The sequence below is a fragment of the Tistrella mobilis KA081020-065 genome (assembly GCF_000264455.2).
GTDB classification, from domain to species: Bacteria; Pseudomonadota; Alphaproteobacteria; order Tistrellales; family Tistrellaceae; genus Tistrella; species Tistrella mobilis.
The window spans coordinates 146,974-168,572 of the sequence record NC_017958.1; the positions used below are offsets into that span (position 1 = coordinate 146,974).

A 21,599-nucleotide genomic window follows, 5' to 3' on the forward strand; every position below is an offset into this window, starting at 1 on the left:
CCGGGGCAGGCCGCCTGAGGCCTGCGGCGCCGGATCGGCTGCCATGCAGCCGGCGCAGGGCGCAGCCGTGCCGCCCGACCCCGACGCGCCCCATATCCTGGTGGTGGACGACGACCGCCGGCTGTGCGGGCTCCTCGCCCGGTTGCTGCGGGAAAGCGGCTTCATGGTCTCCACCGCCCATGACGCCGCCGAAGCCCGCGCCAAGCTTGCCATGTTGACCGTCGATCTGCTGGTGCTGGACGTAATGATGCCGGGCGAAAGCGGGCTGGACCTCACCCAGGCGCTGCGCCGCGACGGCGATCTGCCGATCCTGCTGCTGACCGCCATGGACGGAGCAGAAGATCGCATTGCAGGGCTGGAGACCGGGGCCGACGACTATCTGACCAAGCCGTTCGAGCCGCGAGAGCTGCTGGCCCGGGTGAAATCGATCCTCCGCCGATCGGTGCCGCGGGCGGCGGCGGCCGCACCGGCATTCGCCGGCGGCCTTCAGGGGGTGACGCTGCGTTTCGGCCCCTGGAGCTTCGACCTCGGCCGCCAGGAACTGCGCCGCCATGGGGAGATCGTGCATCTGACCCAGGGTGAGGCCACGCTGCTGGGCGTGCTGGCGGCCGCCCCCAACCGCCCGATCAGCCGCGACGAACTGGCAGACCGGGCCCAGATCCGCGGCGGCGACCGGGCGGTGGACGTGCAGATCGTGCGGCTGCGCCGCAAGATCGAAGACGACCCGCGCAATCCGCGCCATATCCACACCCTGCGCGGCGCCGGCTATGCGCTGCGCACCGACGGCTGATCCGCCCCCGGAGATCCTGCGTGACCCCTGTCGACCGCATCCTGAGGACCATCCTGCCCCGCTCTCTCTACGGGCGGTCCTTTCTGATGATCGTGGCGCCGCTGGTGGTGCTGCTCGGCCTGTCGACCTATCTGTTCTACAACCGCCACTGGGACAACGTCACCCGGCACATGACCCTGGCGGTCGCGGGCGACATCGCGCTGACGGTGGAGGTGCTGCGCAACTATCCCGAGGGCGAGGAACGCGATCGCCTGCTGCGTCTGATCCAGGTCTATACCGATATCCGCTTCGATTTCCGGCCGGGGGAAATCCTGCCCAATGCCGGCCGGCGGACGGTGAACACCCTGCTGGAGCGGATGATGACCTCGGCGCTCGACAGCCGGGTCTACCGGCCCTTCGTACTGGATGCGGTTTCGGACGAGAACTGGGTGATCATCGACGTGCAGCTGCAGGACGGGGTGCTGGGGGTGAAGGTCCCCCGCAAGCGCGTGACCAGCGCCACGACCTACATCTTCATCATGTGGCTGATCGGCATTTCGCTGACGCTGATGATCGTGGCCATGATCTTCCTGCGCAACCAGATGCGATCCCTGCGCCGGCTCGCCTCGGCAGCCGACAATCTGGGCAAGGGCCGCGACGATCTGGCAGGGTTCAAACCCTCGGGCGCGACCGAGGTGCGGCAGGTAGCCCATGCCTTCATCCGCATGCGCGACCGCATCCACCGGCAGGTAAACCAGCGCACCGAGATGCTGGCGGGGGTCAGTCACGACCTGCGCACCCCGCTCACCCGCATGAAGCTGCAGCTGGCCCTGATGCCGCCCTCGCCCGATGTCGCGGAGCTTGAGGCGGATGTCGAAGAGATGACCCGCATGGTCGAGGGTTATCTGGCCTTCGCCCGCGGCGAGGGCGCCGAAGAGCCGGCGGTTCTGGCCGATCTGGCCCAGCTGGTGCAACAGGTGGTGTTCCGTGCCCGCGGCCTGTCGGACGCGCGGATCGACCTGAAGGGCGCCGATCACGCCATGGTCCTGGTCCGGACCCAGGCCTTCCGCCGCTGCCTGGGCAATGTGATCGACAATGCCATCCGCCATGCCGACCGGGTGGAGGTGACCATTCTGCCCGGGCGCCAGTCGATCCAGGTGCTGATCGATGATGATGGCCCGGGCATTCCGGCCGATCTGCGCGTCGAAGCCTTCCGTCCCTTCCGGCGACTCGACGATACCGGGCCCGTGGCCGAGGCCGGAACCGGCCTCGCCTCGGGCATTACCGGTGTCGGGCTCGGCCTCGCCATCGCCCGCGACGTGATGCGCGGTCATGGCGGCGATATCCGGCTGGAAGACAGCCCGCTCGGCGGGCTCAGGGTCGTGCTCGACCTGCCGGTCTGATCCTTACTTACGGACCCAGGTCTCGGTGCCCTTGGACCCCTTGTCCTTGTAGCGCCACCAGCGGGTGACGATCGACCCGTCGGGCCGGATGGTGCCGATCGAGATGCTGTTCTTGCCATCGGCCATCGAGGCGAACGAGAAGGTATCGCCGGTGACCTGGCCGACGCCGGTATAGGCGCCGCCGTCATAGACGATCTCATAAGCGCCCGACGCGGCCTTGGTCACGACCACCTCGCCGGCGCCGTCATAGGCGCTGCCGTCGGTGTCGGTGCCGGTATAGGTGTAGCGGCCGGCGATGGAGCTTTCGGCCCGGGCGGCGGAATACGGCCCGGGGGCGGTGAGGGTAAGGGCAATCATCGTGCCCAATGCGAGGCTGCGAAGCATGGAAGACCTCGGGTGCTGACAAGACCGGCTCTGCGGCCGGCCGAGGTCAGTATCCGTTCGGCCCCGGGCGTCTGACGCAGGCCAGCCGCCGCTCGGTAAACCGCGGTTTATGGTCGGCGATGCTCAGGCCGGCGCTACCCTCTCGTCTTCGCGCACGACACGATCACGCCCGCTTTCCTTCGCGGCGTAAAGACTGTGATCGGCGCGCAGCAAAGCGTCTTCGAAATCATAGCCGGCGCGGATCGAGGCGATGCCGATGCTCACCGTCACAGTAGTCCGTTCCAGCCCGGGGATCACACGTCCGCAATTGGCGACGCCGCGGCGCACCCGCTCGGCGATCTCGGCGGCCCGCCGCCCTTCGGCGCCGTGCAGCAGGACGGCAAATTCCTCGCCCCCCAGCCGGGCGGCGATGCCGGCCTCGCCCACCACCGTCCGGATGATCGCCCCCAACTCCTTCAGCACGGCGTCGCCGGTGGCATGGCCGAAATCGTCGTTCACCGCCTTGAAATGGTCGACATCGATGAACAGGATCGCCCCCTGATCGCGGGCGGCGACCTGTTCCGCCACCAGCCGCCGGGCCTCGGCGAAGAAGGTCCGCCGGTTGAACAGACCGGTCAGGTCGTCGATCTTCGACAACCGGTCCAGTTCCAGCGCCATCTCGCGCAGTTTGACATTCTGGCCGATGAAGAAGAAACCAAGAGGATAGCCGACGATCAGTACGATGATCGTGGTCAGCACGATGTCCAGCGGCAGACGATCGAATTCAAAATACCAGTAGAAGAAGGCCGTCAGCAGATCCGCCCCGGCCACCGCGACGCAGATCATCAGCGTCACCTGCCGGAAGACCGACATCGAACTCAGCTTATGGGTCCAGGACCCGGCCTTGATCTGCATGCGCTGCCCCTTCCTCTGCGTCCAGGACATACACCGGACGCGTCATCAGGAAAAGCGCAGAACCGTGACGATGCGACAGGTTCAACTCAGGCGGGCGCCGTCCGGCACGTCATGATCCGGGGCGATCAGGCTGATCCGCCCCTCGGCATCGGCGAAGCCCAGCACCAGCACCTCCGACATGAAGCGGCCGATCTGCCGGGGCGGGAAGTTCACCACCGCGGCGACCTTGCGGCCGACCAGCGTTTCGGGTGTGTAGAGATGGGTGATCTGGGCCGAACTCCGCTTCTCGCCGATCTTGGGCCCGAAATCGATCCACAGCTTGATCGCCGGCTTGCGGGCCTCGGGATAGGGCTCGGCGCGCAACACGGTTCCGGCACGGATATCGACCTTCAGAAAATCGTCGAAGCCGATCTGAGAGGCAGGGCTGGCATCGGTCATGGGTTCGCGACCTCGGCGGACATCGAAGATGTCGCCATCCTGCCCCGGAACGGCCGAAGGGCGCCACCCCCTTGCGGGAGCGGCGCCCTTCGAAACCTGTCGGTGACCAGACCGGGCGGCGATGCGCCCGGCGCCGGATCACTTCACGACGGCGAGGGTCTTCACCTCGTCGACGCTCTCGATGAAGCGCTTGTTGAGGACGTCGAACGCCTCACCCTGCGACTTCGTCGCCAGCTCGGTCAGCTCGCGGGCGTTGGCAACGGCCTTCTCGACCGCGGCCTTCACGACCTCGGCCTGCTTCTCGGCCTTCGCCTCGACGGTGCCGGCGTTCATGACTTCCTGGGTGGCCTTCCAGGCGTCCTCGAACGAGGCGCGGGCAACTTCGGCCTGGCGCTTGGCCAGGGCCTGGAAGCCCTCGGCGATCAGCTTGTTCGCCTGGGCAACCGCTTCGTAGTTGCGGCGGGCGGTGCTCATCATCGCCTCGACGTCGACGGCCGGAACCGCCGGCATCTTGAACTCGCCGAACATCTTGGTGTAGTCGAGGGGGTTGATCTTCTCGGCCATTTCAAAACCTCCGTTCGCCTTTGCGACCGATGGCATGGCTTGGCATCAGGTCGCTCGCGGCGCAGCGTCGGGGTTTATGCTGCGCTGCAAAATCCTCAGCCATATATGCGGCATCGGACCCGGAAGGTCAAGGGCGGTTTTTGCGTTGCACAAAAATGTCGGCGCGATGACGGATGCAGGCGATCCCGCTTTTCGGTTGCGTGGAAATCGTCGGGGTCGTCATCCCGCAGCGGGCGTGTCGGCGGCCGGAGAGGGCCCCGCGGATGGCTCGGCTCCGGAGCGGAACCCACGCCGCCCGCCGGCCATCCGGCCGGCCATGCGTGACCAGCGCCCGGCCCGGTCGAGCAATCGGTCGAGCGTCTTCATGGTCTTCGCCCGGTCCTCGCTGTCGTCCTTCAGCCAGGCCCGCAGCGTGGCGAGATAGATCGCAGCCAACCCCTGACGGCGGGCCAGCCCGGCGATGCCGCGGGATTCGAGCCCGGCCGCAGCAGCGAGCCATCCCATGCTGCGTTGCAGGCGCATCCCCTGCCCGCAGATCAGATCCAGCGCGGGAATGCCGCGGTCGGACCGGTCGGCCAGGCGCTGCATCACCGCCCGGTGCGGCTCCAGCGCATCGAGCCGCGCCATGATCAGTGCCATCAGCCGGTCCTTCACCGGCTGGGCGGCGAACTCTTCGGGTTCATCCTCGGCCTCGGTCAACATGGCGCGATCGATTCGGCGCGAGAAGGCGTCCAGGATCTCGGAGACGGAGCCGACATGCCCCGACAATTCGGACAGCGACATCCCCGCCTCTTCGGCGATGCCGGCCAGCGTCAGCCCGTCCCAGCCGTCGATGGCGGCACGGGCGAGGGCTGCGTCGATGATCCGGGCCTCGGCGTCCTTGACCTTGGGCATGGGGCGTCCTCCTGGGTTGATGGACGAGGGCGGAACTGCCTCTGTTCAAACATAGTTGATGCGGCGGTCCATACCAGATCGAAAGCCTGTGAGAAATTCGGACCATTCCGGTGCGGATTGGCGTTCCCACCGGACACGGGATATGGAATCCTGTACATTCACGATGTTGCGAAGGCCATGAGAGTCTGGAGGGACGTCATGATCGACCGGCTGACCAGGAATGTCCGTGCCGCGGGTCGCAGCCAGGATCGCGGCGACACCCGCTATTTCTCGGCCGTCCAGCGCCAGCCCCTGCTGACCCGCGAGGAAGAGGCCGATCTGGCCATGCGGGTGAAGGCCGGTGACCGCGAGGCTGCCGATATTCTGGTCCGCAGCCATCTGCGCCTGGTGATCAAGGTCGCCTCGCGCTACCGCAATTACGGCCTGCCGATGAACGAGCTGGTCCAGGAAGGCTCCATCGGGCTGATGCAGGCGGTGGAGCGGTTCGATCCCGAACGCGGGGTCCGGCTCGCCACCTATGCCATGTGGTGGATCAAGGCCGCGATCCAGGACTATATCCTGCGGTCCTGGTCGATGGTGCGCATCGGCACCACCGCCGCCCAGAAGGCGCTGTTCTTCAATCTCCGCAAGCTGAAGGCCCGCCTGCGGCGCAGCGACGAAACCCGCGCCTCGGAAAGCCTGGATCCGACCGATGTCGGCCAGATCGCCACCACGCTGGGTGTGCGCGACCGCGATGTGCGGATGATGGAGATGCGGCTTTCGGGCGGCGACCAGTCGCTGAACGCGCCGATGTCGGCTGACAGCGGCGATGAATGGCTGGATCAGCTGGCCGACGACAAGCCCGACCAGGAGGAACAGCTGGTCGAACGTGATCTGGCCTCGTTCCGCAAGCGCATCGTCCGCGGCGCGCTGGATGCCCTGAATGCCCGCGAACGGTTGATCATCACCCGCCGTCATCTGGCCGAGGCCTCGGCGACGCTGGATGCGCTGGGCTCGGAACTCGGCATCTCGAAAGAGCGGGTGCGCCAGATCGAAAGCCGGGCGATGCGCAAGCTGGCCGATCTGGTGGAGCCGCAGCTGCGCAAGGCCCTGGGTCGCTCCGGCAGCCCGGCCTGATACGGCCCGATCCGACACGGCATCGAAAGAGGGGGCAGCCGCCCCCTCTTCTGCTGTCGGTCCCGCCTATCTCAGCGCCGCCGCGATGTTGCCGCCGTCGACCGTGGTGACCGAGCCGGTGGTCTTCTGCGCCAGCGCCAGATCCACGAAAGCCTGGGCGACATCGGCCGCGGTCACCTCGCGCCCCAGCAGGTTGCCGCCCATGTAATCCGCCTCGCTGAGGCCGCGGGCCTTCGAGCGCGCAGCCACCATCTCGTCGGTCAGCAGCCCCGAGCGGACCCGATCGGCATTCACCGCATTGGCGCGGATGCCGTCGCGGCCGTGGTCGAGCGCATATTGCCGCGACAGGAACAGCGTCGCCGCCTTGGGCAGGCCATAGGGGCCGAAATCGGGGCCCGGATTGACCGCCTGTTTCGAGGCGTTGAACAGCAGCTGGCCGCCGAAGCCCTGGGCTTTCATCACCTTCACCGCCGCCTGGGCGACGCGCTGATGGCCGTAGAAATTCAGCTCGAAGCTCTGGCGCAGCACCGCCTCGTCCACTTCGCCGATCCGGCCCTGCCAGGCGGCGCCGGCATTGCTGACCAGGATGTCGAGCCCGCCGAAGCGTGTCACCACCGCCTCGATCGCGGCAGTCACCGAGGCCGGGTCGGTCACGTCGCAGGCGATGCCGATACCGCCCAGCGGCCTGGCCACCCCGGCTGCCGCCTCGGGGTTCAGATCCAGCACCGCCACCTCGGCACCGGCGGTGGCAAAGGCCCGGGCGGTGGCCGCACCGATCCCCCCTGCCCCGCCGGTGACGGCGACGATCCGGCGCTGCAGCGGCTTCTCGCCGCCCTTGCCCAGCTTCGCCTGTTCCAGCGACCAGTATTCCACATCGAAGAGATCGGCTTCGGAAATGCTCTCGAAGCGGCCGATGCCCTCGGCACCGGTGATCACCTCGATCGCGGCCTCGTAGACATCGGCCGCAATCCGCGCCTCTTTCGACGACTTGCCGAGCGCGAAGATGCCGAGCCCCTTCACCGCCACGATCCGCGGCATGGGGTCGAGTTCGGTCTTGATGCCGCCGAGCCGTTCGTTGTTGCGGGCGAAATAGGCGTGATAGGCCTCGACATAGCGACCGAGCGCCGCCTCTGCCGCCGCCCTGAAGCCCGCGAGGTCATCCGCCCTGGGGGCCGGCAGGATCAGCGGCGCCGGTTTGGTGCGGATCACATGATCCGGCGTCGCGACGCCCGAATTGGCGATCCGGTCCAGATCGGCGGCGTTGACAAAATCCATCACCGCCGGGCCGGCGCGATGCTCCAGAACGAAAGGCCGACGCCCGCCCTCGGCGGCAGGGTCGGCCAGCGCCGTCAGGCCGCGCAGCACCGGCGCCACCGCGGCGACCGGCGCCAGCCCCGCCGGAACGGCCGCCTGGACCAGCGTCCGCCGGCCGCGGGTCAGCCGTTCTTCGGCCATCGACACGAAATCGATCATCAGCTCATAGGCGGTGCGGCCGTCATCGTCGAAGCTGAAAATGCCGTGCTTCAGCAGCACCATGCCCTTGACGCCCGGCGTCTCACGAACGATGCGGGCCGCGGTCCTGGCCAGCAGGAAGCCCGGCATGATGTAGGGGATATAGGCGACCCGGTCGCCATACAGCTCGCGGACGATCGCCTCGCCATCCGGCTGGTCGGTCAGCGACAGCACCGCATTGGCATGGGTGTGGTCGATGAATTTCTGCGGCAGGAAGGCATGGAGCAGGGTCTCGACCGAGGGGTTGGGAGCGGTCGAGTCCAGCAGGTTCAGCCGCTGGACATTGACCATCTCTTCGTCGGTCAGCGCCTCCAGCCGCTCCAGCTGGCGCAGCGGCTCCAGCCGCACCGCCGGCAGGCCTGCGGGTTCGATCACCCCCATATCCCAGCCGCTGCCCTTCACGCACAGCACGTCCAGCGGATCGCCCAGGATGTCGGTCATCCGGGTCTTGACCGAGGTGTTGCCTCCGCCATGCAGCACCAGCCGCGGATCGGAGCCGAGCAGCCGGGTGGTATAGACCCTGAGCGCCAGATCCTCGTTCACACCCTGATCGACATAGCGGGCGACCATGGCGGCCGCATCGGCATCGGACCAGCGGTTCTGCATCGTCTTCACCTCAGCTTCAATTCGCAGACAGGCCGGGTCGGGTGCGCGGTCACTCGGCCGCGGCACGCTCGGGATAAAGGCCGCGCAGCCCCTCGGCCGAAGCGGCACAGACGCCGCGTTCGGTGATCAGCCCGGTGACCAGCCGGCCCGGAGTCACGTCGAAGGCCGGGTTGGCGGCGGGGCTGTCCTCGATCACCGTCACATCGGCGATGCCGCCATCGGGCAGCCGCCCGCGCACCACCGTCACTTCGGTCGCCGACCGTTCCTCGATCGGGATGTCGCGCACGCCGTCGGCGATCCGCCAGTCGATGGTCGGATAGGGCAGCGCCACATAGAACGGCACGCCGTTGTCATGGGCGGCCAGCGCCTTCAGATAGGTGCCGATCTTATTGCAGACATCGCCATTGGCGGCGACCCGGTCGGTGCCGACGATGCACATGTCGACCCGGCCGTGCTGCATCAGATGCCCGCCGGCATTGTCGGCGATCACGGTATGGGGCACGCCGGCCCAGCGCATCTCCCAGGCGGTCAGATAGGCGCCCTGGCTGCGCGGCCGGGTCTCGTCCACCCAGACATGCACGGGAATGCCGCGAGCATGGGCCAGGAAGATGCCGGCCAGCGCCGTGCCCCAGCCCACCGTCGCCAGGAAGCCGGCATTGCAATGGGTCAGGATCTCCACCGGCCGGCTGCGGCCGATCGCCTCGTAACGCGCCTCGATCAGCCGGAAGGCGTTCTCGCCGATCGCCCGGTTGATCGCCACATCTTCGTCAGAAATCTCCCGCGCGCGGGCATAGGCCGCATCGGCCCGCGCCGCTTCCGGCAGCGGCGCCACCCGTTCGCGCAGATCATCCAGCGCCCAGCGCAGGTTGATCGCCGTCGGCCGGGTCGCGAACAGCCGGTCATAGGCGGTGGCGATCATGGCATCCGACGGGTCTTCCGCCAGCGCCAGCGCCATGCCGTAGGCGCCCACCGCACCGATCAGCGGCGCGCCGCGGACCAGCATGTCGCGGATGGCGGTTTCGGCATCGCTCAGGCTGGTCAGCCGGACGTCCACGGTCTCGAAGGGCAGCCGGGTCTGGTCCAGGATGCCGACGGTCCGCCCGTCGGCTTCCAGCCAGACGGTGCGGCGGGTGAAACGGCTCTCGTCCATGGGGCGGGGCTCCGGATCTCTGTGGGCGGATCAGGCGCCGAGCACGCGGCCGGCGACGGCGTCGAGCCGGGCGAGCAGCTCGGGATCGCGCTTCTCGGGCGCGGTGATCAGGGCATGATCGAGTGCCGTGTGGCAGCCGGCATGGCAGGGCTCGCGACGGTCGGCCAGCGCGGGCGCCACCTCTTTCACCAGGGCGCGGGCATGATCGGCATTGCCCAGAAGCACCTTCACCACCTGCTCCACCGTCACCTTGTCGTGCTCGGGATGCCAGCAGTCGAAATCGGTCACCATGGCGACGGTCGCGTAGCACAGCTCCGCCTCTCGGGCGAGCTTGGCCTCGGGCATGTTGGTCATGCCGATCACGCTGGCGCCCCAGCTGCGATAGAGCTTCGATTCGGCAAGCGTCGAGAATTGCGGGCCTTCCATGGCGATATACGTGCCGCCGCGGCGGATATCGAGACCGAGCCGCTGGCCCGCCGCCTCCACCGCATCGCCCAGACGCCGACAGACCGGATGGGCCATGGAGACATGGGCGACGCAGCCTTTGGTGAAGAAGCTCTTCTCGCGGGCAAAGGTGCGGTCGATGAAATCGTCGACGATGACGAAGGTGCCGGGCGGCAGATCCTCTTTCAGCGAGCCGACCGCCGAGACCGACAGGATCTCGGTCACGCCCGCCCGTTTCATCGCATCGACATTGGCACGGTAGTTGAGGTCGGACGGCGCATGGACATGGCCGCGGCCATGGCGCGGCAGGAAGACCAGCTGCACATCGCCCAGCCGGCCGAACATCAACTCGTCCGAAGGGGCCCCGAAGGGCGAGGAGATCCGCCGCCAGCCGATATCGGTCAGGCCCGGAATGTCGTAGACGCCGCTGCCGCCGATGATGCCGATCACCGGGCGGCCGTCGCTGCCCAATCCGATGCCTGCGCCCGCTGCACTGGTCGATGCCATGCCCGTCACCCCTCGTCTGGTTCGTCTCGTCATCCGGCCCCGGATCCATCCGCGGGCCCTGCTCTTCCCGGCTGCTCGCATTCTGCGTGGTTCGGGAGGAATTTTCTACCCTGCGTTAAGCGCCGGCCACCGGCTTCCCGCGGGACGGCGCCGGTTGCGACACCGGCCGGGACGGCGCACCCTGGCCGACCCGTGGCCGGAATGCAACAACCCGAAACGCAACAGGGGCCCGAAACGCAACAGGGGCCCGAAACGCAACAGGGGCCCGAAACGCAACGGGGGCCGCCCCTCCGCAAAAGGGCGACCCCCGTTTCGATCCGGTCGGATCAGCCAGGCTGCATCAATGGATGCGGGCCCAGATCCGCCGCTTGGCAACATAGAACACGATGGTCAGCGCAATCAGGAACAGGATCACCTTGATGCCGGTCTGCTTGCGCTCTTCCATCTTCGGCTCCGCGAGCCAGGTCAGGAAGACCGACACGTCGTGAGTCATCTGTTCCACGGTCGCGGGCGTGCCGTCGCCATAGGGCACCATGTCGGCTGCCAGCGGCGGCGGCATACCGATCTGGTGGCCCGCGAAGTAGGCGTTGTAGTACATGCCGGGCCGCACTTCCATGCCCGCCGGCGGCTCGGTATAGCCGGTCAGCAGCGCATAGATGTAGTGCTCGCCACCCAGACGGGCCTTCGCCATCAGCGACAGGTCCGGCGGATAGGCGCCGCCATTGGAGGCGCGGGCCTGCTTCTCGTTGGCATAGGGGCTGGGCCAGCGATCCGAGGCGACGGCCGGGCGCATGAACATGTCGCCATTGTCGTCCGGGCCGTCCTGGACCTGCTTCTTCGCCGCAATCGCCTTGATCTCGTCCTCGTTGTAGCCGAGGTCGGCAAGGTTGCGGAATGCCAGATACTTGGCCGAATGGCAGGCCGAGCAGACCTGTTCGAAGACCTGGAAGCCGCGCTGCGCCGCTGCGCGGTCATAGGTGCCGAACGGGCCCTCGTGGCTGAACGAGACCTCGGGCAGTTCGACCGCTTCGGCAGCGATCGCGGTGGCCTGGACGCCCATCAGGGCGCCGAGGCCGGCGAGGGTGCTGATCAGGAGCTTACGCATCACGCCTTCTCCATCGCGCGGTCACCGAGCACGGCAGAGGCGATGCTCTCGGGCAGCGGCCGAGGCCGTTCGAACCAGCCGAGCAGCGGCAGCAGCACCAGGAAGTGCAGGAAGTACCAGGCCGTTGCGATCTGGCCGATGACCACCGCCACACCTTCCGCCGGCTGACCACCCGCCCAGCCGAGCGCCAGGATGTCGATCATCAGCAGCAGGTAGAACACCTTGAACACCGGACGGAACTTCGCACTGCGGACCCGCGAGGTATCCAGCCAGGGCAGCAGGAACAGCACGAAGATCGCGGCGAACATCAGCAGCACGCCGCCGAGCTTGCTCGGGACCGAACGCAGGATCGCGTAGAACGGCAGGAAGTACCATTCCGGCACGATATGCGCCGGCGTCACCAGCGGGTTGGCCGGGATGTAGTTGTCCGGCTCGCCGAAGAAATTCGGTGCAAAGAACAGGAAGACGGCGAAGAAGGTCAGGAACACACCCAGCCCGAACAGATCCTTGATCGTGTAATACGGGTGGAAGGGAATAACGTCCTTCTTGGTCTTCTTGTCGATGCCCAGCGGGTTGTTGGAGCCGTGCGTGTGCAGCGCCGCCAGATGCAGAACCACCACGCCGACGATCACGAAGGGCAGCAGGTAATGCAGGCTGAAGAAGCGGTTCAGCGTGGGGTTGTCGACCGAGAAGCCGCCCCAGAGCCAGGTCACGATGCTCTCACCCACCAATGGTATGGCCGAGAACAGGTTGGTGATCACGGTAGCACCCCAGAAGCTCATCTGACCCCAGGGCAGCACATAGCCCATGAAGGCGGTCGCCATCATGAGCAGCAGGATGATCACGCCCAGCCACCACAGAATCTCACGCGGGGCCTTGTAGGAGCCGTAATACAGGCCGCGGAAGATGTGGATGTAGACGATGATGAAGAACATCGACGCGCCGTTGGCATGCGCATAGCGCAGCAGCCAGCCGAAATTCACGTCGCGCATGATGCGCTCGACGCTGTCGAAGGCGAGCGACGTGTGCGCGGTATAGGCCATGGCCAGCACGATGCCGGTCACGATCTGCAGGACCAGCGCGATGCCCGCCAGCGAACCGAAGTTCCACCAGTAATTCAGATTCCGCGGCGCCGGGTACTCGATCAAGTGTTCCCGCGCGAAGGAGATGATCGGCAAACGGTGGTCGATCCAGTTCGACACACGGCTGCCGGTCGAGGGACTGCTCATCGCCTAACCCCAACCCTGTTCTTGGTTTTACCCGATGCGGATGGTGTTGTCGTCCACGAATACATATTCGGGGACGGCGAGGTTCGCGGGTGCCGGACCCTTGCGGATGCGGCCCGAGGTGTCGTAATGCGAACCATGGCACGGGCAGAACCAGCCGTCGTAATCGCCCTGGTAGCCCAGCGGGACGCAGCCCAGATGGGTGCAGACGCCGACGACCACCAGCCATTCCGGCTTTTCGACGCGATCCGCATCGGGCTGCGGATCGGGCAGGTCGGCCACATTGACCGCCCGGGCCTCCTCGATCTCCTTCTCGGTCCGGTGACGGATGAACACCGGCTTGCCGCGCCAGGTGATGGTCACCGCCTGACCGGCCTCGATCTGGGAGATGTTCACTTCAGTGGACGACAACGCCAGAACGTCCGCCGCCGGATTCATGCTGTCGATCAGCGGCCAGGCCAGTGCCGCGGCACCCACCGCAGCGCCGCCGCCCGCCAGCAGCATCAGGAAGTCGCGGCGCGTGGCATCGTCACCATGGTCGTGGTGGCCGTCGCCGGATGGCACCGTGTTCGCCATTTCGCAAACCTTTCGTCGCTCTCACACCTTATCGGGCGTAAAGCCTCGGTCTCGCCTGCGGTCGCACGGGATCCGGCCGAACACCGCTCACTCCGTCCCCGCCGTTTCCCCGTTCCCGGGGATCCGCCGATATACACGGATACTGTCCGCGGCACCCGGACTGGTGGATGCGTCAGGTTGTCGCACCACCATAGGGTGGCCTTGCGAAGCCCCGACGTCGTTCCTTTTCCTCCCGTCGATCACGGCCACTCGTCCAACGCCCGAAGCGAGGCACCACCTCTTGCCCGAACGGGTGGATTACTGCCGTGTCGCAAAGGGGTATACCGAAAAAACGCCCTCTTTGCAAAGGATGCCCCCCTGGGCATGTTACAGACGCCCGGGCGATCCGTCGCCCGTCATCGGTGTCCCGCCCCGATATTTCCGCCGAGCGCGGCAAGAGAGACACGTCTCCTTCACCCGGAGCCCGCCATGCGCCTCGCCCTGTACGAACCGGACATCCCCGGAAATGCCGGAACCTGCATAAGGCTCTGCGCGTGCCTGGGGATCGGTATCGACATCATCGAGCCCTGCGGTTTTATTCTGTCGGATGCGCGCATGAAGCGGGCGGGGATGGACTATGCCCTGCGTGCGACGATCCGTCGCCATGCCGACTGGTCGGCGTTCCGGGCGACGCGCGCCGCCGAGGTGCCCGGCAGCCGTCTGGTGCTGGCCACCACCCAGGGCGCGGTGCCGCATACCGACTTCGCCTTCCGACCGGACGACGTGCTGCTGATGGGCAGCGAAAGCGCCGGCGTACCCGAAAGCGTTCATGATGCAGTCGATGCCCGGGTGCGGATCGCGATGGTGCCCGGCATGCGATCGCTGAATGTCGCCGTGGCCGCATCCATGATATTGGGAGAGGCACTGCGCCAGACCGGTGGATTTCCGGCAGAGCCGGTCGCCTGCCCGCCCCAGCCAGTCCTCCCCGAGGAGACCAGCCGATGAGTTTCGACGCCCGCGCCGTGCTCGACGCCCGCGCCCGCACCAGCCCGCCCGAGGATCCGGAGGTCGCGGCCGAACGCCGCCAGGCCGCATCGGGCTGGTTCCGCGAGCTGCGCGACCGGCTCTGCGCGGCGTTCGAGGCGATCGAAGACGATTATGCCGGACCGATGAACCCGGATCTCGCCCCCGGCCGGTTCGAGCGCACGGCGTGGGAACGGCCGGGCGGCGGCGGCGGCGAGATGTCGGTGATGCGCGGCCGGGTGTTCGAAAAGGTCGGCGTGAACATCTCGGTCGTCCATGGCGGCTTCTCGCCCGAATTCGCAAAGCAGATCCCCGGCGCCGACCGCGACCCGGCCCCCGGCGGTGCCGATGGCGCCGGCGCGCAGTTCTGGGCGGCCGGCGTGTCGCTGGTGGCGCATATGTGGTCGCCGCATGTGCCGGCCGCCCATATGAACACCCGCCATATCCGCACCACGCTCGGCTGGTTCGGCGGCGGCGGCGACCTGACCCCGATCACCCCGCACGCCCCCGATACCGCGCGCTTCCACGGGGCGTTCAAGGCCGCCTGCGACGCCCATGACGCCGATTACTATCCGCGCTTCAAGGCCTGGTGCGACGACTATTTCTTCCTGCCCCATCGCGGCGAGACCCGCGGCGTGGGCGGCATTTTCTACGACTATCTGGACAGCGGCGACTGGGCGCGCGACTTCGCCTTCACCCGCGATGTCGGGCTCGCCTTCCTGGATGCCTATCCTGCGATCATCCGGGCCCATATGAACCGATCCTGGACCGAGGCCGAGCGCGACTATCAGTTGATCCGCCGCGGCCGCTATGCCGAATTCAACCTGCTCTACGACCGGGGCACCCAGTTCGGCCTGAAGACCGGCGGCAACACCGAGGCGATCCTGATGTCCATGCCACCGCATGCGAAATGGCCCTGAGGCCCAACGCGCTCACCTGGCCCGACGCACTCCCCCGGCCCGACGCACTCCCCCGGCCCGACGCGCTCAGCTTTCCGCCCCGCGCCTGACCGCCCAGACCGCCAGCACGACCAGTGCTGCGGCACCCGCCACCATGGGCAGGCCGTGCATCGACAGCATTTCGGTGGCAAGGCCCGCGGCGGCCGGGCCGGCGAAACCGCCCAGCGTGTAGCAGAAGGCGATCGCGGTCATGGCCGCACTCATCCGCATCTCGTCGACCCGGGCGCCGGCCTCGATCACCGCCAGGGTGTTCAACCCGCCGACCGCGCCGCCCCACAGGAAGGCGATCACCCAGGGCAGGATTGCGTCATCGGCCAGCGGCAGCAGGATCGCCCCCAGGATGACGGCCGTCGCCGCCAGTGCCTGGGCCCGGTCGAAGCCCAGCCGGTCGGCGATGGCGCCGAGCGGGATCTGCAGGATGGTGCCGCCGGCGCCGAAAGCCGTCGCGAAGAGCGGGGCCGCCACCGCCCCCACTGCCGGCCGCCGCGGCGTAAAGCGGCAGGAAGGCGATGGAGGCGGTCTCGGCCACGCCGCAGGCGAAGGCTGCGGTCAGCGCCACCGGCAGCAGCCGCACCAGCCCCCAGCCCGATCGCCGGCCGGCGCCGTCGCGGACGGGCGCGACGCCCGGCCGGCCGTCGAAGCCCAGCCGTTTCAACACCACCAGCGGCGGGATCGCCGCCGCCATCACCGCGGCCGCCGCCAGGAATGGCAGGCTGCCCTCATGCCCCGTCAGCGCCACCAGCCCGGGGCCGAGCGCGATGCCCAGGCCCATCAGGGTTTCATGGGTGCCGATGGCACGACCGCGGATCGCCTCTGGCGCGATGCGCACGATCCAGGTGTCGCAGGCGATCCAGCGCAGGATCAGCCCGATGCCGGCAAGCGCGTTCAACCCCGCGAGGGCGATCGGATCTTCCACCACCGCCATGCCGCCCAGCGCCGCGATGCCGGTGATCAGCGCCAGCGCCACCGTCCCCGCCAGCCCCAGCCGGGCGATGATCGCCGGCACGAAGCGCGAGACCAGCAGAATCATTGCCCAGGGTGCGGCGGCCACAAGACCGATGGTGCCGGCATCGACGCCGCGCCCGTCGAGCATCAGCGCCAGCAACGGTGCGGTCGCCCCGATCTGGACGATCTGGGCGAGCCCTGACAGCAGGTTGACCGCCACGAGCCCCACGAGAACCCGGGAGGGGTGGCGGTCATCGGGGCGGGAGGCGGCCGCCGAAGGGTCGGAATTGGTCGATGAGGCGGTCATTGGGGGGAGACCTCGGATGGGAAGCGCCCTGCAGCCGGTAGATGTATCACGTTGCGATCATCAACTTATAATTATGATTCCGATCTACATTCTATTATAGATAGATGAATTCGCATCCCGGATCCACGACCGAAATGGTTCGTCCCATGATCCCCTCATCCCCCGCCGAAGAAGCATCGCGAGACGATGCGCTCGAGAGGCTGCGCGACTGGATGGTCAGTGGCCTTGGCTGTGTCGCCGGCCGCCGCGAGTTCCTCCGCAACCGCTATTACATCGCCCCGGTCGCGACCCCCGACGACGTGCGCCGCGCCTTCACGGGTTTCGTGGAAGCCCTGGAGGCGCGCCGCACGGTCGCCGGGCTGTTCGTGGCCACCCGCCCCGATGGCGGCATGCTGCCGCCGGAACCGGTCGCCACCGCCATCCGGCGCATGGCCGATCTGATGTCGGTGCTGACCACCCGCCCGCCCGAAGTCCTGGTCGATGGCGGCCAGCTGAACCGCGCGATCGAGCTGACCTGCCCGGTCACCAACCGGCGGCTGCTCTTCGACGATTTCGATGCCGTCGCCTTCTGCCCGGCCGCCGCCGACCCGGGCGATCCGCTCTACGACCCGATGATGGCGGCGCCCGTGATCTGCGCCAACCTCAATTCCGACGTCTATGCCTTTTCGATGTTCACCCGCGATCTCTGCCTGCAGGCCCATGACTGCGAGGTGTTCGAGATTGCGGATCACCGCACCCGCCGGGCCCTGTTCGCCCGGGCCTCGGAGCTGTGGCAGCGCTTTGCCGAGCGCACGGTGCGGAACTATGTCTCGATCACCGACACCGGCCTCTGCCCCACCTATCTGGATACCGATCGTCACCACTGGTATGCCAGCCATCAGGATCCGGCCTTCGCCGAGATGCGCAAGGAGCTGTACCGCCACGACATGCCGGTGCTCTATACCGGCCGTATCCTCCGGCGCTGGATCGCCTGGTTCGAGGGGGGCGATGCGGCGGCCGAAGCGCATTTCGAACCCTCGGCCCTCACCCCCGCCGGCTGCCCGGTGCATGATGGCGGCGGCGCCTGAACCGGCGCCTTACCGGCTCAACCGCCGCCCCCGCCCGTGCTGCTACCCATGGGCACGAAGCGGCGCCGCGCCTCGGCAAGGCAGGCGCCGCGATCGGGGGCGAAGCCCTCGTCCAGCCACCAGGCCTCGATCTCGGACAGCGCCTGCCCCAACCCGGGGCCGGGCTTCAGGCCAAGCGCGATCAGATCGGCGCCGCCCAGCGGCAGATGCGGCTGGCTCCAGCCCGACAGCGCCCCGATCGCGCGGCGGAAGCCGGCCTCGTCGGTCGCATCGAGCACGCCGCGGGCGCGGGCGCGCGCCCAGCCGGCGAACAGCCGGTCGCGGATGGTGGTGATGCCCTCGCGATAGGCGGCGACCCGCACCGTCAAGGGGCTGGGCGGTCTGGCCGGCAGGCGGGCGGTCGCCTCGGCCACCGCCCCCACCCGGGCCACCAGCTGGTTCGACGGTTTCAGCCGCTCGATCCGCCGGCGCCAGTGGTCGACGGCCCCGAAGGCCGGCCCGCAGGTGGCCGTCAGCACCGCCAGCCGGCGGGCGGCATCGGCCATGTCCAGCGCCTCTTCGATCGCGATCAGCGCGTCCAGGGGCCCCGTGTCGACGATCCCGCCCAGCACCTGGTCGAGCACGCCCAGATCGGCCATCAGCAGCAGGATGCCGTCACCGCCGGCCACGCGCGGCCCGCCCAGAATCCGCAGGAATTCCTCGCGGATCCGCTCGCCCGACAGCGCCTGGATGCGCTCGGCGAATTCCCGGCAGGCATCGACGGCCGCCCGGTCGGGCTCGCCGCGGCCCAGCCGCGCCTGAAACCGGAAGAAGCGCAGGATCCGCAGGATGTCTTCCAGGATCCGCCGCCGGGCATCGCCGATGAACCGCACCCGCCCGGCCGCCAGATCCGACAGCCCGTCGAAGGGATCGTAGAGCCGGCCGGCAAGGTCCAGCGACATGGCATTGACGGTGAAGTCGCGCCGCCGGGCATCCTCGGCCCAGTCGCGACTGAAGGCCACCACCGCCCGCCGCCCGTCGGTGGCAACGTCGCGGCGCAAGGTCGTCACCTCGACCGGCAGACGGTCGGCGATCAGCGTAACGGTCCCGTGCTCGATGCCGGTCGGCACCGCCTTGATCCCGGCGGCGGCGGCCGCCGCCATCACCGCCGGCGGCTCCAGGGTCGTGGCCACGTCGATGTCGCCGATGGGGTCGCCCGAGATCAGGTCGCGGACGGCGCCGCCCACGAAGCGCGCCTCGCCGCCCGCGGCCGCGAGCGCCGCGAAGACCCGGCGCACGGGTGCAGCCGCCATTTCGGGCGGCAGCACGACATCGGTTCGGACGGGATCGGTGCGCGCAGGCAGAAGGGGTTCGGGGGCGTCGGCCATGATGCGGGATCACGCTGGAGCAGGGGACGGTAAGGCGACGATGGGCGCGGTCAGTCCTGCCCGTAATGGCCCGGGACGATCCGGCCGTCCTCCACCCTGGGTGGAACATAGACGCCCGGGTCGGGCCGGGGACCGACCGCATGCCCCACCAGGAACAATGCCGCCGCCAGCACCACCACCGCAAGCCCGGTGACCCAGACCGGCGGTGCGTCAGGCCGGCTGCCCCGCTGCCGCTCCACCCGCCCGGCCCAGGCCATCCAGGCGGCATAGGCAAGGAAGGGGGCAAGGAAGGGCAGGATATAGGTCAGCAGGATCCGCATCGCCCTGCCCTAGCCCGCCCCGGCCGCGATGGTGCCGGCGGCGGCGAAATCGGCGACCCTGGGGCCGGCCATGCGGCCCTCGCCATCGGTGTCCTTCAGCGACAGCCCGGCATCCAGCACCCGGGTCAGATTGACCAGCATCCCCGCGGTCGCCCCCCAGATGTAGTAGCGCCCGAAGGGAAAGGCATACCAGTGACGCACCACCCCGCCGCGTTCCAGCGAGTGACGCTTGCGGTTGCGCGGGTCCATGAAGAAGGCGAGCGGCACCTCGAAGACGTCGGCGACCTCGAAAGGATCGGGGATCACCTCGAAGGGCGGCGTCACCAGGCCCACGATCGGCACCACATGGAAGCCGGTGATGGTTTCGTAGGTGTCAAGCCGGCCGATGATCCGGATGTGATCGCGGGTGACGCCGATCTCTTCCCGGGTCTCGCGAAGGGCGGTGTCCACCGCATCGACATCGCCCTCGTCCACCCGGCCGCCGGGAAAGGCGACCTGGCCCGCATGGGCATGCAGATGCTGGGTGCGCTGGGTCAGCAGCACGGTCAGCCCCCCGGACCGTTCCACCAGCGGCACCAGCACGGCCGCCGGCCGCTTGGCGCCGCCATGGCGGGAGCCGGGGTTGAGCACATAGTCGCCGTTCACCGCCGGCATCGCCGGGTCGATGCCGGCCGCATTGGGCTCGTTGAACAGGGCGGCGATATCGGCACCGGTGGTCATGCGCGGCCTCCGGCACGATGCCGCGGCTCTGCGATCTCGATATCGGGGGAGCCCAGATAATGGGTCAGACCGGCACTTTTCACCGCCAGCAATTCCTCTCCGGTTTCGGGCGAAATAGCCAGATCGGCTATGTTGACCAGTTCGTAATAGACGGAACGGCTAAGCAGCGCCTCCAGCCCGCGGCCGACCGCCAGATAGGGGGCGGGGTCGCCGCTTTCGGGGCGCGGGCGCAGCACCAGCGGGTGGTCGGCGTCCAGCGGCACCTCGGCATCGACATTGGTGCGGAAGACGATCCGGGCGTCGTCGCCCGCGCCCTCGATGCGCATGGCGGTCACGATATAGGCGGCGTCCTCGACCTGGATCCGGCATTTCTCGACCGGGGTCTCCAGCCAGTAGTCGCCGTCCTGGTCGCGGTGGAGCACGGTCGAGAACAGCTTCACCAGCGGCATCCGGCCGATCGGCGTGCCCTGGTAGAACCAGGTGCCGTCGCGGGCGATGCGCATGTCGATATCGCCGCAGAAAAACGGCCCCCGGCGCTGTTCCGCCGGCCGGGCCCCCGGGGCGGGATTGCCGAGCCCCAGCCGTCCGGCGAGGTCGGCCCCATCCTTGTCGGTTCTGTCCGCGCTGGTCATGCCTCCTCCTCCCTGGTCTTGCGATCGCTCAGCCACCGCGCTCTCAGCGCCGCGCCGTGGCGGGCCAGCCAGCCCAGCGCCACGAGGGTGGTCGCATTGTCCAGCCGGTCGCCATCCAGCAGGGCCACCGCCGCCTCGCGCTTCAGGGCGAAGATGCGGATGTCCTCGTGCTCTTCCACAAGGCCGCCGGTCGAACCGCGGTGCTCGGCCCGCACCTCGCCGACATAGAGATGCACCCATTCGTCGCAGGCGCCGGGCGAGGGCTGATAAGTCGATATGGCTTCGATCCGGCCAAGCTCAAGCCCGGCCTCTTCCACCGCCTCGCGCCGGGCGACCGCCTCGGGCGTCTCGCCCGGCTCGATGATGCCGGCCACGATCTCGACCATCCAGGGGCTGGCATCGGTGGGGCCGTAGAGTCCGCCCGGGCGGAACTGTTCGATCAGAACCACCTCGTCGCGCACCGGATCATAGGGCAGGACCGCTGCGGCCGTGCCGCGTTCGAAGATCTCGCGGGTGAAGGGCTCGCTCCAGCCGCCGGCCAGAAGACGGTGGCGGAGCGTCAGCCGCACCATGCGGAAATAGCCCTGATGGACCACCTCGCGCGCCAGGATCTCGACATCCTCGCGGCCGTAAGAGGCGGCGGCGGGATCGGGGTCGGGGACACCGCGGACGGCGGGTCGGTCGGCAGGCAT

Annotated in this window: 23 protein-coding genes; 6 read left to right on the forward strand and 17 right to left on the reverse strand. The window is 68.2% G+C overall.

Translation table 11 applies throughout. The features are described from left to right. The first annotated feature begins 43 nt into the window (after positions 1–43). The gene (locus TMO_RS24505) at positions 44–790 is read left to right on the forward strand and encodes a response regulator (RefSeq protein ID WP_014747740.1); all 747 of its coding nucleotides are present in this window, start codon (positions 44–46) and stop codon (positions 788–790) included. Between the two features lie 20 nt (positions 791–810). Continuing rightward, positions 811–2,172, forward strand: a complete 1,362-nt coding sequence (locus TMO_RS24510; RefSeq protein ID WP_014747741.1) for an ATP-binding protein — start codon at positions 811–813, stop codon at positions 2,170–2,172. A gap of 3 nt (positions 2,173–2,175) precedes the next feature. Here TMO_RS24510 and TMO_RS24515 read toward each other — a convergent pair whose 3' ends face one another. The 5 genes from TMO_RS24515 to TMO_RS24535 all read right to left on the reverse strand — a co-directional run bounded on the left by TMO_RS24515 (position 2,176) and on the right by TMO_RS24535 (position 5,346). Beyond that, a complete protein-coding gene (locus tag TMO_RS24515) occupies positions 2,176–2,556 on the reverse strand; it encodes a hypothetical protein (RefSeq protein ID WP_014747742.1) in 381 nt (126 codons plus the stop codon). A gap of 123 nt (positions 2,557–2,679) precedes the next feature. Continuing rightward, positions 2,680–3,450 carry a GGDEF domain-containing protein gene (locus TMO_RS24520; RefSeq protein WP_014747743.1) on the reverse strand — a complete coding sequence of 257 codons (771 nt, stop codon included), beginning with the start codon at positions 3,448–3,450 and terminating at the stop codon, positions 2,680–2,682. An 81-nt stretch (positions 3,451–3,531) separates the two neighbouring features. Continuing rightward, the gene (locus TMO_RS24525; RefSeq protein WP_014747744.1) at positions 3,532–3,888 is read right to left on the reverse strand and encodes a tRNA-binding protein; all 357 of its coding nucleotides are present in this window, start codon (positions 3,886–3,888) and stop codon (positions 3,532–3,534) included. A 138-nt stretch (positions 3,889–4,026) separates the two neighbouring features. After that, a complete protein-coding gene (locus tag TMO_RS24530) occupies positions 4,027–4,452 on the reverse strand; it encodes a phasin family protein (protein ID WP_014747745.1) in 426 nt (141 codons plus the stop codon). Positions 4,453–4,671: 219 nt separating this feature from the next. Further along, the gene (locus tag TMO_RS24535; RefSeq protein ID WP_014747746.1) at positions 4,672–5,346 is read right to left on the reverse strand and encodes a hypothetical protein; all 675 of its coding nucleotides are present in this window, start codon (positions 5,344–5,346) and stop codon (positions 4,672–4,674) included. A 198-nt stretch (positions 5,347–5,544) separates the two neighbouring features. Between TMO_RS24535 and TMO_RS24540 the strand changes: the two genes are divergently transcribed. After that, entirely contained in the window at positions 5,545–6,462 is a 918-nt protein-coding gene (locus TMO_RS24540; RefSeq protein WP_014747747.1) for an RNA polymerase factor sigma-32, read from the forward strand. Between the two features lie 66 nt (positions 6,463–6,528). On the opposite strand, the gene TMO_RS24545 is transcribed toward TMO_RS24540, so the two are convergent. The 6 genes from TMO_RS24545 to petA all read right to left on the reverse strand — a co-directional run bounded on the left by TMO_RS24545 (position 6,529) and on the right by petA (position 13,588). Further along, positions 6,529–8,580 carry a bifunctional aldolase/short-chain dehydrogenase gene (locus tag TMO_RS24545; protein WP_014747748.1) on the reverse strand — a complete coding sequence of 684 codons (2,052 nt, stop codon included), beginning with the start codon at positions 8,578–8,580 and terminating at the stop codon, positions 6,529–6,531. A gap of 49 nt (positions 8,581–8,629) precedes the next feature. Further along, on the reverse strand, positions 8,630–9,730 hold the full coding sequence (gene mtnA, locus TMO_RS24550) for an S-methyl-5-thioribose-1-phosphate isomerase (protein ID WP_014747749.1): 1,101 nt from the start codon (positions 9,728–9,730) through the stop codon (positions 8,630–8,632). Between the two features lie 30 nt (positions 9,731–9,760). Beyond that, complete coding sequence (locus TMO_RS24555; RefSeq protein WP_014747750.1) at positions 9,761–10,681, reverse strand: S-methyl-5'-thioadenosine phosphorylase; 921 nt, start codon at positions 10,679–10,681, stop codon at positions 9,761–9,763. Positions 10,682–11,021: 340 nt separating this feature from the next. Further along, positions 11,022–11,786, reverse strand: coding sequence for a cytochrome c1 (locus TMO_RS24560; RefSeq protein WP_014747751.1), 765 nt, complete (start codon positions 11,784–11,786; stop codon positions 11,022–11,024). Then, positions 11,786–13,015, reverse strand: coding sequence for a cytochrome b (locus TMO_RS24565; protein WP_014747752.1), 1,230 nt, complete (start codon positions 13,013–13,015; stop codon positions 11,786–11,788). Before TMO_RS24565 ends, TMO_RS24560 begins: the two co-directional genes overlap by 1 nt. A 27-nt stretch (positions 13,016–13,042) precedes the next feature. Further along, positions 13,043–13,588, reverse strand: coding sequence for a ubiquinol-cytochrome c reductase iron-sulfur subunit (gene petA / locus TMO_RS24570; protein ID WP_014747753.1), 546 nt, complete (start codon positions 13,586–13,588; stop codon positions 13,043–13,045). A gap of 468 nt (positions 13,589–14,056) precedes the next feature. Between petA and TMO_RS24575 the strand changes: the two genes are divergently transcribed. Next, entirely contained in the window at positions 14,057–14,572 is a 516-nt protein-coding gene (locus TMO_RS24575; RefSeq protein WP_014747754.1) for a tRNA (cytidine(34)-2'-O)-methyltransferase, read from the forward strand. After that, positions 14,569–15,510, forward strand: a complete 942-nt coding sequence (gene hemF, locus TMO_RS24580) for an oxygen-dependent coproporphyrinogen oxidase (RefSeq protein ID WP_014747755.1) — start codon at positions 14,569–14,571, stop codon at positions 15,508–15,510. The genes TMO_RS24575 and hemF overlap by 4 nt, the downstream gene beginning before the upstream one ends. Positions 15,511–15,856: 346 nt before the next feature. On the opposite strand, the gene TMO_RS24585 is transcribed toward hemF, so the two are convergent. Next, on the reverse strand, positions 15,857–16,801 hold the full coding sequence (locus TMO_RS24585) for an MFS transporter (protein ID WP_014747757.1): 945 nt from the start codon (positions 16,799–16,801) through the stop codon (positions 15,857–15,859). A 146-nt stretch (positions 16,802–16,947) separates the two neighbouring features. Between TMO_RS24585 and TMO_RS24590 the strand changes: the two genes are divergently transcribed. Then, positions 16,948–17,868 (forward strand): hypothetical protein, encoded by a 921-nt coding sequence (locus TMO_RS24590; protein WP_041607581.1) that lies wholly within the window; start codon positions 16,948–16,950, stop codon positions 17,866–17,868. Positions 17,869–17,885: 17 nt separating this feature from the next. Here the strand turns inward: TMO_RS24590 and TMO_RS24595 are convergent, their stop codons facing one another. From TMO_RS24595 to TMO_RS24615, 5 genes are read right to left on the reverse strand one after another with little or no spacing between them, the layout of a single operon-like run. Beyond that, the gene (locus TMO_RS24595) at positions 17,886–19,235 is read right to left on the reverse strand and encodes a CCA tRNA nucleotidyltransferase (protein WP_014747759.1); all 1,350 of its coding nucleotides are present in this window, start codon (positions 19,233–19,235) and stop codon (positions 17,886–17,888) included. Between the two features lie 50 nt (positions 19,236–19,285). Further along, complete coding sequence (locus TMO_RS24600) at positions 19,286–19,555, reverse strand: DUF6111 family protein (RefSeq protein WP_014747760.1); 270 nt, start codon at positions 19,553–19,555, stop codon at positions 19,286–19,288. Positions 19,556–19,564: 9 nt separating this feature from the next. Beyond that, positions 19,565–20,275: a CoA pyrophosphatase gene (locus TMO_RS24605; RefSeq protein ID WP_014747761.1), complete on the reverse strand. Its 711-nt coding sequence runs from the start codon at positions 20,273–20,275 to the stop codon at positions 19,565–19,567. Next, complete coding sequence (locus TMO_RS24610) at positions 20,272–20,907, reverse strand: DUF1285 domain-containing protein (protein WP_051045614.1); 636 nt, start codon at positions 20,905–20,907, stop codon at positions 20,272–20,274. The genes TMO_RS24605 and TMO_RS24610 overlap by 4 nt, the downstream gene beginning before the upstream one ends. Then, on the reverse strand, positions 20,904–21,599 hold the full coding sequence (locus TMO_RS24615) for an NUDIX domain-containing protein (RefSeq protein WP_014747763.1): 696 nt from the start codon (positions 21,597–21,599) through the stop codon (positions 20,904–20,906). The genes TMO_RS24610 and TMO_RS24615 overlap by 4 nt, the downstream gene beginning before the upstream one ends.